Origin of the sequence: Massilioclostridium coli (assembly GCF_900095865.1) — a bacterium.
Classification (GTDB): Bacteria; Bacillota; Clostridia; order Oscillospirales; family Ruminococcaceae; genus Massilioclostridium; species Massilioclostridium facile.
Genome location: NZ_FMIZ01000004.1, coordinates 70,705 through 88,000, shown reverse-complemented (window position 1 = coordinate 88,000; position 17,296 = coordinate 70,705). Strand labels below are relative to the sequence as shown.

10 protein-coding genes are annotated in these 17,296 nt (G+C 39.2%); 6 read left to right on the top strand and 4 right to left on the bottom strand.

The window, feature by feature from the left end; genetic code table 11:
- Positions 1-45: 45 nt before the first annotated feature.
- The 4 genes from BQ2683_RS00455 to BQ2683_RS00440 are packed head-to-tail and all read right to left on the bottom strand — an operon-like array spanning position 46 to position 3,929.
- Complete coding sequence (locus tag BQ2683_RS00455; RefSeq protein ID WP_069986788.1) at positions 46-1,254, bottom strand: LL-diaminopimelate aminotransferase; 1,209 nt, start codon at positions 1,252-1,254, stop codon at positions 46-48.
- Positions 1,251-2,051, bottom strand: coding sequence for a diaminopimelate epimerase (gene dapF, locus BQ2683_RS00450; protein WP_069986787.1), 801 nt, complete (start codon positions 2,049-2,051; stop codon positions 1,251-1,253). Before dapF ends, BQ2683_RS00455 begins: the two co-directional genes overlap by 4 nt.
- Before the next feature lie 47 nt (positions 2,052-2,098).
- Positions 2,099-2,686: an ANTAR domain-containing response regulator gene (locus tag BQ2683_RS00445; protein ID WP_069986785.1), complete on the bottom strand. Its 588-nt coding sequence runs from the start codon at positions 2,684-2,686 to the stop codon at positions 2,099-2,101.
- Between the two features lie 52 nt (positions 2,687-2,738).
- A complete protein-coding gene (locus tag BQ2683_RS00440) occupies positions 2,739-3,929 on the bottom strand; it encodes a glutamine synthetase family protein (protein WP_069986783.1) in 1,191 nt (396 codons plus the stop codon).
- An 824-nt stretch (positions 3,930-4,753) separates the two neighbouring features.
- Here BQ2683_RS00440 and BQ2683_RS00435 point away from each other — a divergent pair.
- The 6 genes from BQ2683_RS00435 (at position 4,754) to BQ2683_RS00410 (ending at position 16,931) form a co-directional block, all read left to right on the top strand.
- Positions 4,754-6,850 carry a glutamine synthetase III family protein gene (locus BQ2683_RS00435; RefSeq protein ID WP_069986779.1) on the top strand — a complete coding sequence of 699 codons (2,097 nt, stop codon included), beginning with the start codon at positions 4,754-4,756 and terminating at the stop codon, positions 6,848-6,850.
- 165 nt (positions 6,851-7,015) lie between these two features.
- The gene (gene asnB, locus BQ2683_RS00430; protein ID WP_069986776.1) at positions 7,016-8,596 is read left to right on the top strand and encodes an asparagine synthase B; all 1,581 of its coding nucleotides are present in this window, start codon (positions 7,016-7,018) and stop codon (positions 8,594-8,596) included.
- A gap of 20 nt (positions 8,597-8,616) precedes the next feature.
- Positions 8,617-13,134: a glutamate synthase large subunit gene (gene gltB, locus BQ2683_RS00425; protein ID WP_069986774.1), complete on the top strand. Its 4,518-nt coding sequence runs from the start codon at positions 8,617-8,619 to the stop codon at positions 13,132-13,134.
- Between the two features lie 11 nt (positions 13,135-13,145).
- Positions 13,146-14,618: a glutamate synthase subunit beta gene (locus tag BQ2683_RS00420; protein WP_069986772.1), complete on the top strand. Its 1,473-nt coding sequence runs from the start codon at positions 13,146-13,148 to the stop codon at positions 14,616-14,618.
- A 336-nt stretch (positions 14,619-14,954) separates the two neighbouring features.
- Positions 14,955-15,443, top strand: a complete 489-nt coding sequence (locus tag BQ2683_RS00415; RefSeq protein WP_069986770.1) for a DUF2798 domain-containing protein — start codon at positions 14,955-14,957, stop codon at positions 15,441-15,443.
- Between the two features lie 285 nt (positions 15,444-15,728).
- Positions 15,729-16,931 carry an IS110 family RNA-guided transposase gene (locus tag BQ2683_RS00410; protein ID WP_069986768.1) on the top strand — a complete coding sequence of 401 codons (1,203 nt, stop codon included), beginning with the start codon at positions 15,729-15,731 and terminating at the stop codon, positions 16,929-16,931.
- Positions 16,932-17,296 lie beyond the last annotated feature (365 nt).

Sequence of the window (17,296 nt, the reverse complement as noted above, 5' to 3'; positions counted from 1 at the left end):
TAAAAGAAAAGGGATATTATTGTAATATCCCTTTTCTTTTATGCTTCATTTCGTTAAGTCCGGCAACTCATTTAATTGAAAAAGATTGTAAAAACGTTCCATCGCTTCTATAGTATCCTCATAACTGGAAAAAGCAGAAAAACGAAAATACCCTGCTCCATTCTTTCCAAAACCTTCTCCAGGTGTTCCAACCACTTGAATTTTTTCTAAAAGATAGTCAAGAAATTCCCAAGAACTCATCTGATGCGGGCAACGAATCCATACATAAGGAGAATTTTTTCCTCCCGTATACCAAATATTTAAACGTTCCATTGTATCAGCCATAAGTTTAGCATTGCGTTTATAATACTCGATATTTTTCTTTGTCTGCCTTTGTCCTTCTGCGGAAAAAACAGCCTTTGCAGCCCGTTGCACCACATAAGACACCCCATTAAATTTAGTAGTCTGGCGCCTTAACCAAAGATGATTAATGGAAACATCTTGAAAATGCAAAGCCATCGGGACAATGGTATATCCACATCTGGTACCAGTAAACCCCGCGGTTTTAGAAAAGGAACAAAATTCGATAGCACATTGTTTTGCATCTTCAATTTCATAGATACTATGGGGGCTATCGTCCGAAATAAACGCCTCATAAGCGGCGTCAAAAAGAATCAAGCTATTGTGGGATAACGCAAAATCCACCCATTCTTTTAACTGTGCTTTGCTATAAGCCGCTCCTGTTGGATTATTTGGAGAACATAAATAAATAATATCTCCTTGTATATTTTCTTGAGGCATTGGCAAAAAATGATTATCCTGGTCTGCTTTTAAATAGATAATCTTTCGTCCATCCATAATATTGGTATCCACATATACTGGATAAACAGGGTCCGGTATTAAAACAGTATTCTCTTTTGAAAATAAGTCCAATATATTTCCCAGGTCACTTTTGGCACCATCAGAAACAAACACTTCATCTTCTTCCAAAAAAACACCAAATGTTTGATAGTATTCCATAATTGGCTTTTTCAGGAAACTATATCCCTGTTCTGGTCCATAGCCGTGAAATGTTTCCGCTGTTCCCATTTCCGCAACCGCTTCCTGCATTTCTGTAATAACAGCTGGACAAAGCGGCAAACTAACATCTCCAATTCCCATTCGTATTATTTTTTTACCTGGATGTTCATTTTCATAATTCTTTACCCTTTTTGCGATATCAGAGAATAAATAGCTCTCTTTTAAATTTAAGTAATTTTTATTTATCTGTGTCATGAAAAATCCTCCTCATTGATTTCCCCGTCAAATACAAAAGCTGCTGGCCCAGTCATAATTAAATCCTTACCATAAGAAATATGGAGAGGTCCACCTTTTAATAAAACAGTTACATCTTGGTCACAGAATCCGTTTTCTACTGCCGCGACAACACTAGCACAAGCTCCTGTTCCACAAGCCATGGTTTCGCCACTGCCCCGCTCCCAAACTCTCATTTTTATGAAATTACGGTTTATCAATTCCACAAATTCTACGTTGGTCCGCTCTGGAAATTTTTCATTTACTTCAATCTTTCTACCTGGCGTCTCTAGATCCATTTCGTCAATATTATGGGAAAAAATAACACAATGAGGATTTCCCACGGAAACATCTGTGTACTGGTATTCAACTCCATCAATAATCAATGTTGCGTTTACATCCCGCACTTTGGGTTCTCCCATATTTACGGATACAGAAGTTACTTTCTTATCTTGTACCTGCAACTGAAGCTGTTTTACACCGCTTAATGTTTCTAATGTAAGTTCGGTTTTATCTGTTAATCCACGTTCGTATACATATTTTCCTATGCATCGGCTTGCATTTCCGCACATTTTTCCTTCGCTGCCATCAGCATTGAACATACGCATCCTAAAATCCGCAATTTCAGAAGGCAATATTAAAACAATTCCATCTGCCCCTATACCAAAATGGTATTGGGATAATTGAATGGAGAGTTCCTCAGGATGTCCAATCTCCTTTTCCATACAGTTAAAATAGATATAGTCATTCCCTAATCCCTGCATTTTTGTAAATTTCATTCTAAACTAATTCCTTTCAAAAAGATATTTTACTTCACTGGTATCATCTAATTTTCATATGTTTTAATAATATCTTCCGCAACTTTTCTGCGCTTTACGCAGGTATCCATTGCCCTTTTTTCAATATAACGATGAGCTTCTGATTCACTCATTTTTAGCTGTTCGATTAACAATAATTTCGCCCGATTTACAAGGCGAATATCCTCCATTTTGCTTTGTAGACTAGATGCCTTTGTTTCTAAAGCTCTAATTTTTTGCTGCATTGCCACCAAAAGCTTTATGGATTGAAACACCATTTGCTTGCTAACCGGTTTTGGCAGTGTTAAAATTCCGTAATTTTCTACCTGTTGACAGATGGCGTCCTGTATTTCCGATTTTACAAAAATCAAAATACCACAATTTTGTTTTTCCGCTAATTCAATTGCAAAATGGATGCCAAAATCATCTGACAATGGTGTATTTACAATTACAATACGAAAACTACGATCTACCAATATACGCTTTGCTTCCCCTACAGTTGTAACAGAACATAATGGTGAAAATTCACTTTTTGGTAACAGCTCCATAAATTGCTGATAAAATTTTTTACTTGACGAAACAACCAATACACTGTTAAGGTCCTTGTTTTGCACCATATGGAGCGTCTCCTTTCTTCTTTTTTCTGAACAAAAATCTGTTGTGGCAATCCTAATCCAGGATATCAGGGATATATTGTTGGATTAAACTACTTTGATTTGCTTGTTCTATCGCTTCTTTTAAATTGGCAGGCAGTTTTTCGAGAGTATCTGTAACAGATTGGTCTGCTATAAATAAATTTTGATCCAATGGTTCACATAGTGGAATTTGTTTTCGGATGCCATCTAATCCAGCATAAATCAATAATGCATAAGCGATATATGGATTTGTAGTAGGATCTGGGGAACGCAATTCAAACCGTACATATTCCCCTTTTGCCGCTGGAATGCGAATTAATTGGGAACGATTTTCAGAAGACCAGGTAATGTATTTGGGTGCCTTTTTCTCTCCAAGGCGAAGATAAGATTCCTCTGTTGGATTTAAATAAGCTGATATTTCTCTTATATACTTTAAAACTCCTGCCATAAAAGCATCGGAATCTTTTTTTCCATTAGGGCTTTTAATCGAAATATTGATGTGCATTCCATTTCCGCTCTGGTTTTTTAGTGGTTTTGGGGAAAAAGAGGCATAAAGTCCATTTTGCATAGCAATGGTTTTTACTACAGATTTAAAAGTAACCGCATTATCCGCTGCTGATAGCGCATCACTATAGCGGAAATCAATTTCATTTTGTCCAGGCCCTTCCTCATGATGGGAACTCTCCGGCTGTATCCCCATGCTTTCCAGTGTCAAGCAAACTTCTCGACGGATATTTTCCCCTTTATCCTCTGGAGCAATGTCCATATAGCTAGCCTGGTCAAAAGGAATTTTGGTTGGATTTCCTTCCTCATCTGTGATAAACAAATAAAACTCAAATTCAACGCCAAAATAGCAGGAAATATTCCGTTTTTCCGCTTCCGCAATTGCCTGTTTTAGTAAATAGCGGCTGTCACGTCGGAAGGGTTTTCCGTCAGGATAACGGATATCACAGTACATCCTTACCACTCTTCCCTGTGCTGGACGCCATGGCAATACAGACAAAGTTGAGGGGTCAGGAAATAAAAATAAATCGGATTTTACTTCATTACCGAATCCATAGATGGCGGAAGCATCAAACGAGATCCCATATTCAAAGGCGCGTTTTAGCTCCGAAGGCATAATCGAAATATTCTTTTGGTTTCCTGCTAAATCACAAAATGCTAAACGGATAAATTTAACATCCTCTTCCTCGCAATATGTCATAACTTCATGGTAAGAATACATATTGTTTCATCCTTTCTATCAGTAATTTTTAAAATATAATATATCTAACCAGTTTCCTATTACAAATATTTATTAATAGTGCTGTAATATTGTGATTCTATATTTTTAAATACAAAAGGTAAGCGTAATCAATTACATAATCATACATTATTTTTTATATCTTTAAATCTATATATGATAAATTGCCTATGAATTATATTTTCAAAACTAAACCTGATTGCGATATTAAGTTCTTTTTGATAGTACACATTCTATTTTTGAAAAATATGTAAAAAGCGTCCATCAATATACAAAAAAGAAAAATTCATTTTTGTATATTATGAACGCCATTGCTCACTTCATGATTTAATTTATAGTTTTATTATATGGCTACCATTTTTATTTGTCAATAGAAAAAGATTAATTATTTAACAAGACTGTGAAATGGTATAATTTCCTTAATAGATGAACAAATAAAATACAGCAAAAAAGCCATAAATATGCCTGAGAAAAAGATTATCTCCGCAATTTCATGTCATACCAACCATATTTACTTTTAAAAAAAGGTTGACAAGTCTTAAAGTGGGGTGTATACTATATCACATACAAACGGCAATGGTGTCGCAGTAATTTTAAGCTACTGCTATACCATTGTTTTTTTATAGTAAATAATCTAGTTATCCCTAACCAACTAGATTATGATGAATTTTTACTGGCATCAATGGGGATACACAGTAAAATAATTCCAACATCGTTTTTTATTGATACAAAGCGGCAAAGACGTCGTAGAAAGTATTTTTCTACCGTTTTTGCCGCTTATTTTATTTTGAAAAGAGGTTGTTATAATGAACACAATCACAAACGTCTTTGGTACAGATGTATTCAATGATTCTGTCATGAAAGCACGGCTTCCAAAGGAAACATACCGGCAGCTACAACGCACAATGAAAGAAGGAAAACATCTGGACAATGCTGTTGCCAATGTTGTGGCAAATGCAATGAAAGACTGGGCAGTAGAAAAAGGCGCTACCCATTTTACCCATTGGTTTCAGCCAATGACCGGTATTACTGCGGAAAAACACGATAGCTTCATCACCCCTACAAATGATGGACGGGTTATTTTAGAGTTTTCCGGTAAAGAACTGATTCAAGGGGAACCAGACGCCTCTTCCTTCCCATCTGGCGGTTTACGCGCAACCTTTGAAGCTCGGGGATATACTGCCTGGGACCCTACCTCTTATGCGTTTATTAAAGATAAAACACTCTGTATCCCCACCGCATTCTGTTCTTATGGCGGCGAGGCTTTGGATAAAAAAACACCTCTTCTCCGTTCCATGGAAGCAATCAACCGTCAGGCAGTACGGATTTTAAAACTTTTTGGCGATCAAAATATCACTTCAGTAAAAACCACAGTTGGTCCAGAACAAGAATACTTTTTAGTGGATAAAGATTTATACGATAAACGTCCTGACCTGATTTATACAGGAAGAACCCTGTTTGGAGCAAAACCTCCAAAAGGCCAGGAATTGGATGACCATTATTTTGGCACCATCAAAAGCAAGGTCGCAGCATTTATGGATGATTTAAACCGGTCTTTGTGGAAACTGGGAGTACTAGCAAAAACAGAACACAACGAAGTGGCGCCAGCACAACATGAATTGGCACCAATTTTCACTACAACCAATATCGCTACTGACCATAATCAGTTGACAATGGAATTAATGCAACGCATCGCAAAAAAACACGGTATGATTTGCTTGCTCCATGAAAAACCATTCGCTGGGGTCAATGGTTCCGGAAAACACAATAACTGGTCCATTTCTACTAATACAGGAAAAAACCTGTTGGAACCAGGGGATACACCACATGAAAACGCACAATTTTTACTGTTTTTATGTGCTGTTATCAAAGCAGTAGATGATTATCAGGATTTGTTGCGTATTTCGGTTGCTTCCGCTGGAAATGATCACCGTTTGGGAGCCAATGAAGCGCCACCAGCAATCGTATCTATGTTCTTGGGTACTGAATTGACAGATATCCTCGATTCCATCGAAAAAGGGGAACAATATGGTACCAAAGAAAAAGAACTATGGAAAGTTGGTGTACATATTCTGCCACGTTTTCCAAAAGATACAACTGATAGAAACCGTACTTCCCCATTTGCATTTACCGGAAATAAATTTGAGTTTAGAATGTTAGGTTCCAGCGACTCCATCGCTTGTACCAATATGATGTTAAATACTGCTGTGGCGGAAAGTTTACGACAATTTGCAGATGTGTTGGAAAATGCTACAGATTTTAATGAAACACTACACGATTTAATCCAAGATACTATTAAAAAACATAAAAGGATTATTTTTAATGGAAACGGCTATGATGAATCTTGGGTACAAGAAGCTGAAAAAAGAGGCCTTCTCAATTTAAAAACAACTCCGGATTGTCTTCCCTATTATATCAACGAAAAAAACATTAAACTTTTAACAGAACATAAAGTGCTCACAGAAACAGAAATCCATGCAAGGTACGAAATTATTCTGGATAATTACAGTAAAACTTTAAATATCGAAGCGGTTACCATGTTGGATATGGCAAAAAAAGATTTGCTCCCTGCGTTTTCTGCTTATACCAAACAACTCAGCGATACACTGCTTGCTAAAAAAGAGGCTGCGCCAGGTGTGGATTGCAGTTATGAAGAAGAGCAGATTAAAAAAGTCTCCGGTTTATGTGGAAGTATGTATCAAAAAACAAAAGAATTGGAAGAAAGTTTAATGGCATTGGTTCATCGGGAATATGACGAATTGGAAAAGGCAAAATATTACCGTACTGAAGTATTTCAGGCCATGAACGACCTTCGTATCGTTGCAGATGAAATTGAAAATGTTATGGACCGAAAATTATATCCATATCCAAACTATGGTGATTTATTATTTGGTGTCCGGTAATAAAACAACGAAAAGCAATGGTGTTTTGAACTTTTTCAAACAATGATACTGTTATTTTAGTTTCCCCAACCACTGAAATAGCAGATTAAAAAGTACAAAATCCCCTCGTTTTTACGGGGGGAATCTGCTTATCCGTTATATTTACAAAGAAATGAGGTAAAACATATGTGTTCCATTATGGGGTATTGCGGTAAAAGCATGCCGGTTACAACATTCCAAAAAGGGTTTGATAAAACCATCTCCCGTGGTCCGGATGATACCAGGATTATCAATACAGGAAATGGCCTGTTGGGGTTCCATCGTTTAGCAATTATGGGGCTCCAGCCAGAAGGCATGCAGCCTTTTTTCAGGGATGGGAATTATCTGGTCTGTAACGGGGAAATCTATGGCTTTCGAAAATGGAAAAAACAATTGGAGGAAAAAGGATATCAATTTCAAAGTGAATCCGACTGTGAAATTCTCTTGCCCCTTTATCAAGAATATGGCGTGGAGATGTTCCAAAAGTTAGATGCGGAGTTCGCTCTTATCCTATATGATGGAAAACAAAGAAAATATCTTGCCGCAAGGGATCCAATCGGGATCCGTCCCCTTTTTTATGGAAAAGATGGAGACGGTGCCATGCTCTTTGCCAGTGAAGCCAAAAACCTGGTAGGGCTCTGTAATAAAATCACCCCATTTCCACCTGGATATTATTATGATGGAGAACAATTCGTCTGTTACCACGATATTACCAAAGTAGATAGTTTTTGTAACGATGATTTAGAAACAATCTGTAAGAATATCCGTGAAAAATTAATCACGGGGATTGAAAAACGTTTGGATTCAGATGCACCATTGGGATTTTTGCTAAGCGGTGGCTTAGATTCCTCCCTAGTTTGTTCGGTAGCGGCAAAACTTTTACAAAAACCAATCGAGACGTTCGCAATTGGAATGGATACCGATGCTATTGATTTAAAATATGCCAAAGAAGTAGCTGATTTTATCGGTTCTAACCATCATGAAGTAATCATTACAAAAGAGGATGTTATTAATGCACTACCAGAAGTAATAGCCTTACTTGGTACTTATGATATTACCACTATCCGAGCTAGTATTGGGATGTATCTGGTATGTAAAGCAATCCATGAACAAACAGACATCCGTGTATTGCTTACTGGGGAAATCTCAGATGAATTGTTTGGATATAAATATACAGATTTTGCACCAAATCCCCAGGAATTCCAAAAAGAATCAGAAAAGCGTATTCGGGAAATCTATTGTTATGATGTGCTGCGTGCGGATAGATGTATCTCTGTAAACTCTTTGGAAGCACGGGTTCCGTTTGGAGATTTGGATTTTGTACAATACGTGATGAGCATTGATCCTCAGAAAAAAATGAATACATACGGAAAAGGAAAATATTTGCTCCGCCATGCTTTTGAGGGTGATTTTTTACCAAACTCTATTTTAATGAGAGAAAAAGCAGCTTTTTCCGATGCTGTAGGACATTCTATGGTAGATGACCTAAAAGCATATGCAGAAGAACAATATAGTGATGAATGCTTTGAAAAAGGTTGTAAAAAATATACCTATGCAACGCCTTTTACAAAAGAATCCCTTCTATACCGGGATCTTTTTGAACAATATTATCCAGGGCAAGTGGAAATGATCCCAGGTTTTTGGATGCCAAACAAAAAATGGGAAGGCTGCGATGTTGCGGACCCTTCGGCCCGGGTACTCTCCAACTATGGGGATAGTGGCAAATAAATCAAGATGGAGGAATCATAATGGAACAAGTACAAAATAGCCTGTACCAGGAAAGTTTTGAACACGATGCCTGCGGCATTGGAGGAGTCATCCATATCAAAGGAAATAAAAGTCACCAAGTAGTAGACGATGCGTTAAAAATCGTAGAAAAATTAGAGCATCGTGCCGGAAAGGATGCTACTGGTGAAGTAGGAGATGGCGTTGGTATCATGTTGCAGATTTGCCATCCGTTTTTTGAGAAAATTGCCCAGGAAAAAGGATGTTTCTTAGGAAAAGAGCGTGAATACGCTGTTGGAATGTTCTTTTTTCCACAAGATCTGTTATTGCGAACCCAAGCCCAAAAAATGCTAGAGGTCATCGTAAAAAAAGAAGGCCTTACCTTTGGCTTTTGGCGGGAAGTACCTATCCATCCAGAAATTTTAGGAAAAAAGGCTTTGGATTGTATGCCAAAAATCTATCAGTGTTTTATTCTAAAGCCAAAAGATATCCCTACCGGAATCGACTTTGACCGAAAATTATATGTAGTACGCCGCACCTTTGAGCAGAGTGACAGCAATACCTATATCGCTTCTTTATCCAGCCGTACCATTGTATATAAAGGAATGTTTCTGGTTAATCAGCTGCGACAATTTTATACTGATTTACAAGATGAACAATACACTTCTGCAATCGCTCTAGTCCATTCCCGGTTTTCTACTAATACAAATCCAAGTTGGGAAAGGGCGCATCCAAACCGGTTTTTGCTGCACAATGGGGAAATCAACACCATCCGTGGGAATATTGACCGCATGCTTGCTAGAGAAGAAACCATGTTCTCCCCTGTTCTCCAAGCAGATATGGATAAAATTTTACCAGTTGTAGATGACAGTGGTTCGGATTCCGCAATTTTGGACAATACCATTGAATTTTTAGTTATGAGCGGCATGGAACTGCCCCTTGCTATGATGGTTACCATTCCAGAGCCATGGGATACAGAGGATATCAGCCGTGATAAGAAAGATTTTTACCGTTATTACGCTACCATGATGGAACCATGGGATGGTCCTGCTTCCATCCTATTCTCTGATGGGGATTTGGTAGGAGCCACCCTTGACCGAAACGGTCTTCGTCCTTCCCGGTATTATATTACAGATGATGATACTTTGATTCTGGCTTCCGAGGTTGGTGTGTTGGAACTCCCATCCGAAAAAATCATCAAAAAATCCCGCTTGGAACCTGGAAAAATGCTGGTAGTAGATACTGTACAAGGCATTGTCTTGACCGATGAGGAAGTCAAAAATAAATATGCTAGCCGCTACCCATATGGAGAATGGCTCGACCAAAATGTTGTGGAATTATCTGCTTTAAAAGTCCCCAACCACAAAGTAGAAATCCATCCACAAAAATTACGGGATAAACTGTATAAAGCATTTGGTTACACCTATGAGGACCTCAAAACCGCTATTCTTCCTATGGCTCGAAACGGAAACGAACAGACAGCTTCCATGGGAATTGATATTCCAATTGCCGTATTATCGGATAAACATCAACCTCTATTTAACTATTTCAAACAAAGCTTTGCCCAGGTAACCAATCCTCCAATTGATGCTATCCGTGAAAATATTGTTACCAGCACTACCGTATATGCTGGTTCGGACGGAAACCTTTTACAGGAAAAACCGGAAAACTGTATGGTATTACAGATCAACAACCCTATTTTGACCAGTGTCGATATGCTTAAAATTAAAAATCTAAACCAGCCAGGACTAAAAACAGATATAGTTTCCTTACTATATTATAAAAATACTCCAGTAAAAAAGGCATTGGATCGTTTGTTTGTGCAGATAGACAAATCTTATAAAAAAGGTGCTAATATCATTGTCCTCTCCGATCGCGGGGTAGATGAAAACCATGTGGCAATCCCTTCCCTGCTAGCAGTATCTGCAGTAGAACAATATCTGATTAAAACCAAAAAACGGACAGCTATTTCCATCATTTTAGAAAGTGGGGAACCACGAGATGTCCATCATTTTGCCACTTTATTAGGTTATGGTGCAATTGCTATTAATCCTTACCTTGCCCACGAAGCAATTGGTGAACTGATTGAAAATAATATGCTGGATAAAGACCTGTATGTTGCCATTGAAGATTACAATCAAGCAATCCTAAGCGGTGTACTAAAAATTGCCTCCAAAATGGGGATTTCCACTTTGCAATCCTACCAATCCGCTCAGATTTTTGAAGCAATCGGAATTAAAAAATCAGTGATTGATGAATACTTTACTAATACAGTTAGCCGGGTGGAAGGGATTGGCTTGGAAGAAATCGACCAGGACATCCACGTACGCCATGCTCATGCTTTTGACCCATTGGGATTAGGGGTAGATACCACCTTGGATTCCTCCGGCAGCTACAATCTAAGAAGCGGAAAAGATAAAGACGACCATCTGTATTCCTCGCAAATTATTGTAGCGCTTCAGCAGGCAACAAGAACAGGAGATTTCAAAAAATTTAAAGAATACACCGCTATGGTAGACGATGAAACAAGACCACATACCTTGCGGGGGCTCCTTGATTTTGTGTTTGATGAAAACGGAGGGATTCCTCTGGAAGAAGTAGAACCTGTGGACAGTATTGTGAAACGGTTTAAAACCGGTGCCATGTCTTATGGCTCCATTTCAGAAGAAGCGCACAAATGCCTGGCAGCAGCTATGAACCAATTAGGTGGTAAATCCAACTCCGGTGAAGGTGGGGAATTGCCAGAACGCCTTTCCTCTGAATATTGCAGCGCAATCAAACAGGTGGCTTCCGGACGCTTTGGGGTTACTAGTGAATACCTGGTTTCCGCAAAAGAGATTCAAATCAAGATGGCACAGGGCGCAAAGCCAGGAGAGGGCGGACATCTTCCAGGAAAAAAAGTATACCCCTGGATTGCAAAAACCAGATACTCCACCCCTGGTGTATCCTTGATTTCCCCTCCTCCACACCATGATATTTATTCCATTGAAGATTTAGCGCAGCTGATTTACGATTTAAAAAATGCAAACCACAATGCAGATATCTCAGTAAAACTGGTTTCGGAAGCCGGTGTTGGAACCATTGCCGCAGGGGTTGCCAAAGCTGGCGCAAGTGTTGTCCTTATTTCAGGATATGACGGCGGCACAGGAGCTGCCCCTCGAAATTCGATTCACAATGCTGGAATGCCATGGGAACTTGGACTTTCGGAAGCGCATCAAACTTTAATGAAAAATGGTTTGCGCTCCAGAGTGCGCATCGAAACGGATGGCAAGCTCATGAGCGGCAGGGATGTAGCAATCGCCTGTATGCTCGGTGCGGAAGAATTCGGTTTTGCCACTGCGCCACTGGTTACTATGGGATGTATGATGATGCGTGTTTGTAACCTGGATACCTGTCCATTCGGTATCGCTACCCAAAATCCAGAACTCAGGAAGCGTTTTTCTGGTAAACCAGAGTACGTTGTGAATTTCATGCGCTTTATCGCAGAAGAACTTCGGGAAATTATGGCCCATCTAGGTATCCGCTGTATTAATGACCTGGTTGGTAGAACAGATTTACTGAAAAAAAGGGAAAACTCCTCCGCACCCCGTGGAAAATTAGTAGACCTTTCCAACATATTAGCACATCCCTATCAGGGAACCTGCTGCTACCACAAACAAGACGCATACAATTTTGAGCTGGAAAAAACCGTGGATGAAAAAGTGATTCTTCCAAAACTACACCACAATCTGATCAGCGGGGAACCGGGTCAGGTAGAAATCAATGTTTCCAGTACCGACAGGACGGTTGGTACAAGATTTGGATCTGAAGTAACCCAACGGTTTGGCAATAGCCTTCAAGAAGATACCTTCCGCATCCTGTGTAATGGCGGTGGTGGCCAGTCATTTGGCGCTTTCCTGCCAAAAGGGGTTACCATGGTACTCTCCGGCGATAGTAACGACTATTTCGGAAAAGGGTTGTCCGGCGGTAAACTGGTTGTTTTTCCTCCAAAGGAAAGTCGTTTCCAACCAGAAGAGAATATTATCATCGGCAACGTTGCCCTCTATGGCGCTACCTCTGGCAAAGCATTTATCAACGGGATCGCAGGCGAACGGTTCTGTGTGCGGAATTCCGGTGCCCTTGCCGTAGTGGAAGGAGTAGGAGATCATGGTTGTGAATATATGACAGGTGGCATTGCTGTTATTTTAGGAAAAACCGGAAAAAACTTTGCAGCGGGTATGAGTGGTGGCGTTGCATATGTCCTAGACATCAATCATGATTTATACCGCAAAGTGAACAAAGGAATGGTCAGCATCGAAACACTCACAGAACCATATGACATCAAACAGTTAAAAGAGATTATCACAGAACATTATCAAGCAACATCCTCACCACTGGCTAAAAAAATACGAATGGATTTTGATGCCTTTGTTCCTCAATTTAAAAAGATTATGCCAAATGATTACCGAAAAATGTTGGACACCATTTCTTCCTTGGAGAAAAAAGGCATCAGTAAACAAGAAGCGCAAATTGAAGCTTTTTATCAAAATACAAAACGATAGGAGAATGAATCATGGGAAAAGCAACAGGTTTTTTAGAATATAACAGGCATGAAACACCCGTGCGAGACCCACTGGAGCGCATTCAGGATTTTGATGAGTTTCATGGCATGCTATCCGAGGAAGATCGGAAGGAACAAGGCGCCCGCTGTATGAATTGCGGCGTACCATTTTGCCAATCTGGTATGATGCTTCATGGAATGGCTACAGGTTGCCCTTTGCACAATTTAATTCCAGAATGGAACGATGAAGTTTATCATGGCAACATGTGGCATGCGTTATCTCGCCTTTTAAAAACAAATAATTTTCCTGAATTTACAGGCCGGGTTTGCCCTGCCCTATGTGAAGTAGCGTGTCTATGTGGGGTAAATAACGCTCCAGTTACCATTAAAGATAGTGAACTTGCAATTATTGAGGCTGGATTCGCCAAAGGGTATATGCAACCACACCCCCCCGAAATGCGAACTGATAAAAAGGTAGCAGTGGTGGGCTCCGGTCCATCAGGTCTCGCTTGCGCGGATATGTTGAACAAAAGAGGGCACCATGTTACCGTTTACGAAAAACACGACCGTGTTGGTGGCCTACTCATGTACGGGATTCCAAATATGAAATTAGATAAAAGGATTATTGACCGCCGTATCAATCTAATGAAAGAGGAAGGCGTCCGATTTATTACCAATGTAAATGTAGGAAAAGATATTCCATCCGATGTATTGCAGGAACAATTTGACGCAGTCATCCTATGTTGTGGTGCGGAACGACCCCGGGACATCCAAGCGGAAGGACGGGAGAATACCAAAGGAATCTATTTTGCGGTGGATTTTTTAACCCAAAACACAAAAAGCTACCTAGATTCCAATTTCAAAGACGGAAAATTCATTAATGCCAAAGACAAAAATGTAGTAATCGTAGGTGGTGGTGACACAGGAAATGACTGTGTAGGAACTGTCATACGCCATGGATGTAAATCGGTTGTCCAATTGGAACTGATGCCAAAAGCGCCTGACACACGAAGCGACGACAATCCTTGGCCTGAATACCCTAAAATATGTAAAGTGGATTATGGCCAAGAAGAAGCTATTGCCGTATTTGGAAAAGATCCCAGACGCTATAGTACTACCATTAATCGGGTATTTTATAATGAGGATAAAATGATTACTTCTATTGAAACCATTCGCATGGCTTTTGATAAACAACATCGTTATCTTCCCGTTCCTGGAACGGAAGAAATCATTGATTGTGATTTACTGATTATCGCAGCAGGATTTACCGGCTGTGACCAGTACATCGCTAAAGCATTTCAACTGGAATTATCCCCACGTAATACAGTAAAGACAGAGGATGGAAAATATGCTACCAATATTCCTGGTGTTTTTACTGCTGGAGATATGCGCCGTGGCCAGTCTTTAGTCGTATGGGCAATTGAGGAAGGGAGAGCATGCGCAAAAGAAGTGGATGATTTCCTGGACGGATACTCCAATATGTAGGAAGTGCGATATTATCATCAATCTATTTATTATATACACAGGAGGTACAGTTCTTGTACCTCCTTCTTTTAAATTCTCTAAACAATAACCCAATTATTTTATTATCTTAAAACTATTGATGTGGAATTGATGAATATCATTTTATTATAGTAGTAATCCATAAAAATAGTTGCATCCATTCCGGTTCCATGCTATAATAACTATTGCAATTAAATATAGGGTATTGGTACGATTGGAAACGACACATGTGGCCGCTTGGCATCACTGATTAACGAACAACACAGGCAACACCTGTGTTTTTTTGCGCCTATTTTTCAAAAAAGGAGCTTATTTATTATGCCAAAAACAAAATTTCAGTCAGTTATTTTTACCATCCTTATGGCATTCACTATGGTTTATGGAATGATCTGCTATAATATTGCGTTAAATATGGGTGGTATGAGTAATCAAGTCTTTTTAAAGGCATTCCATGAGTTAATTATCATGTGGCCAGTAGCATTTATCTTAGAATTCTTTGTTGTGGAAAAATTATCTCAAAAACTAGCGTTTCGTATTGTTACTCCAGGAAAAGACCGGCCAATTTTTATTATTTTGGCAATTTCCGCTATGATTGTTTGTCTGATGTGTCCTATGATGAGTTTAGTTGCCACTATTCTGTTTAAACATCCTGGAACAGAGCTGATTGCTGTATGGCTGGAAACCACAGTTTTTAATTTTCCAATGGCACTTTGCTTGCAAATCTTTTTTGTTGGGCCTTTTATCCGTTTGATATTCCGAACAATTTTTAAAAAACAGCTTGCACAACAACCTTGTATAGAACCATAAAACAATAGCGGTGAGAAAAATCTCACCGCTTATTTAGTACCATAAAAGTGTAGTTGTTAGAGAGTAATTAACTCTGACATCTGCACTTATTTTATAATAAGGGGAGTAATTGGTCTGACGTGGGCTTATTTGGGTCATTGCATCCGTCATAAAAACCGTTAACCAACCCCCTTATTATAAGCATTCGATTAAGCAGGTAGGGATTCGCTCCCGCGTAACCAACTAAACTGGATGGTAATAAGTGCGGCTGGAACAATTACGAAAAACAGTTATAGGAGGTTCAAGATGATAAGTGTAGGAATTGATATATCGAAAGGGAAAAGCACTATCTGCATACTTAAGCCATACGGAGAAATAGTGTGCCGACCTTTTGAAATGCAGCATGTAGAGAAGGATTTGGAAGCATTTCATGGTTTGCTTCAAAGATTGGATGGAGAGATACGAATTGTAATGGAGGCTACTGGAATTTACCATCTTCCTATTTTGACATTCCTTCATGACAAAGGATATTTCGTATCTGTTGTTAATCCATTTGCAATGAAAAAATATGCGAAAGACAACAGTATCAGAGGGGCAAAAACCGATAAGCTTGATTCCATGATGATTGCGAACTACGGAATCGAGAAATGGTTTAAGTTACAAAAATATGAGGGCGCTGAAGAAACCTATGCGGAACTTAAACTTCTGGGTCGCAGATACCGCTACTATATGGATCTTCATGTGAAAGCCTTGCAGGAGTTGACGCATCTCCTAGATTATGTGATGCCAGGTATCAAGAAGATGTTTAACAGTTGGAATGAAGCTAATGGAAAGGACAAACTCAGCGACTTTGTGGAAAGATTCTGGCACTTTGATCTAATTACATCTATGAGCCTTGAAAAATTCACAGAGGAATATATTGCCTGGGCAGAAGAAAAGAAATACCACCGAAGCAGATCCAAGGCTGAGGCAGTCTATGAATTATCTTCAAGTGGCATTCCCACACTGTCGTCCGGTACCCCATCGACCAAAATGTTAGTACAGGAAGCAGTATCAACATTGAGAACTGTAGATAGTTCTCTGTCTCTCATTTTAACACGAATGCAGACGCTTGCGAAGTCCCTTCCTGAATATTCAACGGTCAGGGAAATGGGCGGAGTTGGTGATGTCCTTGCAGTCAAATTGATTGCAGAGATTGGCGATGTGAGAAGGCTGCACAGTGCAAAGGCCCTCATAGCATGGGCTGGAATAGATCCACCACCGTATGAATCGGGGCAGTTTATTGGATCAAAACGCAAGATAACGAAACGAGGGTCTTCAACGCTGAGGAAGGTCGGATATGAGGTGATGCGAGTCCTAAAGAGTCATCCCGCGCCGAAAGATGATGCTGTGTATAACTACATTTTGAAAAAGGAAAGTGAGGGTAAAAGTAAGAAACATGCAAAGATTGCTGGTTTGAATAAATTTCTGCGGATTTATTATGCAAGGGTAACGGAAATTTACCAATAAGGCAAAAATCTTACGTGATTATACAGGCTGGAAACAACGCCAGCCTTTTTGTTGTACACAAAAATAGATTGATGAAGTAATTTTTAAAACCTGCCTAAAAGTACTTGACTTTTGTTAGCAGGTTTTTTTACCAAATAAACTTTCCAATTCTATCTAAAAAGATATCAACAAAAAATACCTTTTCCCTAATTTTAAAATACTAGCAAAATGATTGAAACAACTAGGAATAAACCCTTTCGTTTAAATTATTAGTCTCCTAACATTTTATCACACAAATAATTGTTCCATTGATTTACTGGTGTTGTTTTTATTTATCCGTTCACAGGTTGTTTGCTTTCTTTTCGATTGACGATGATGCTGGATAC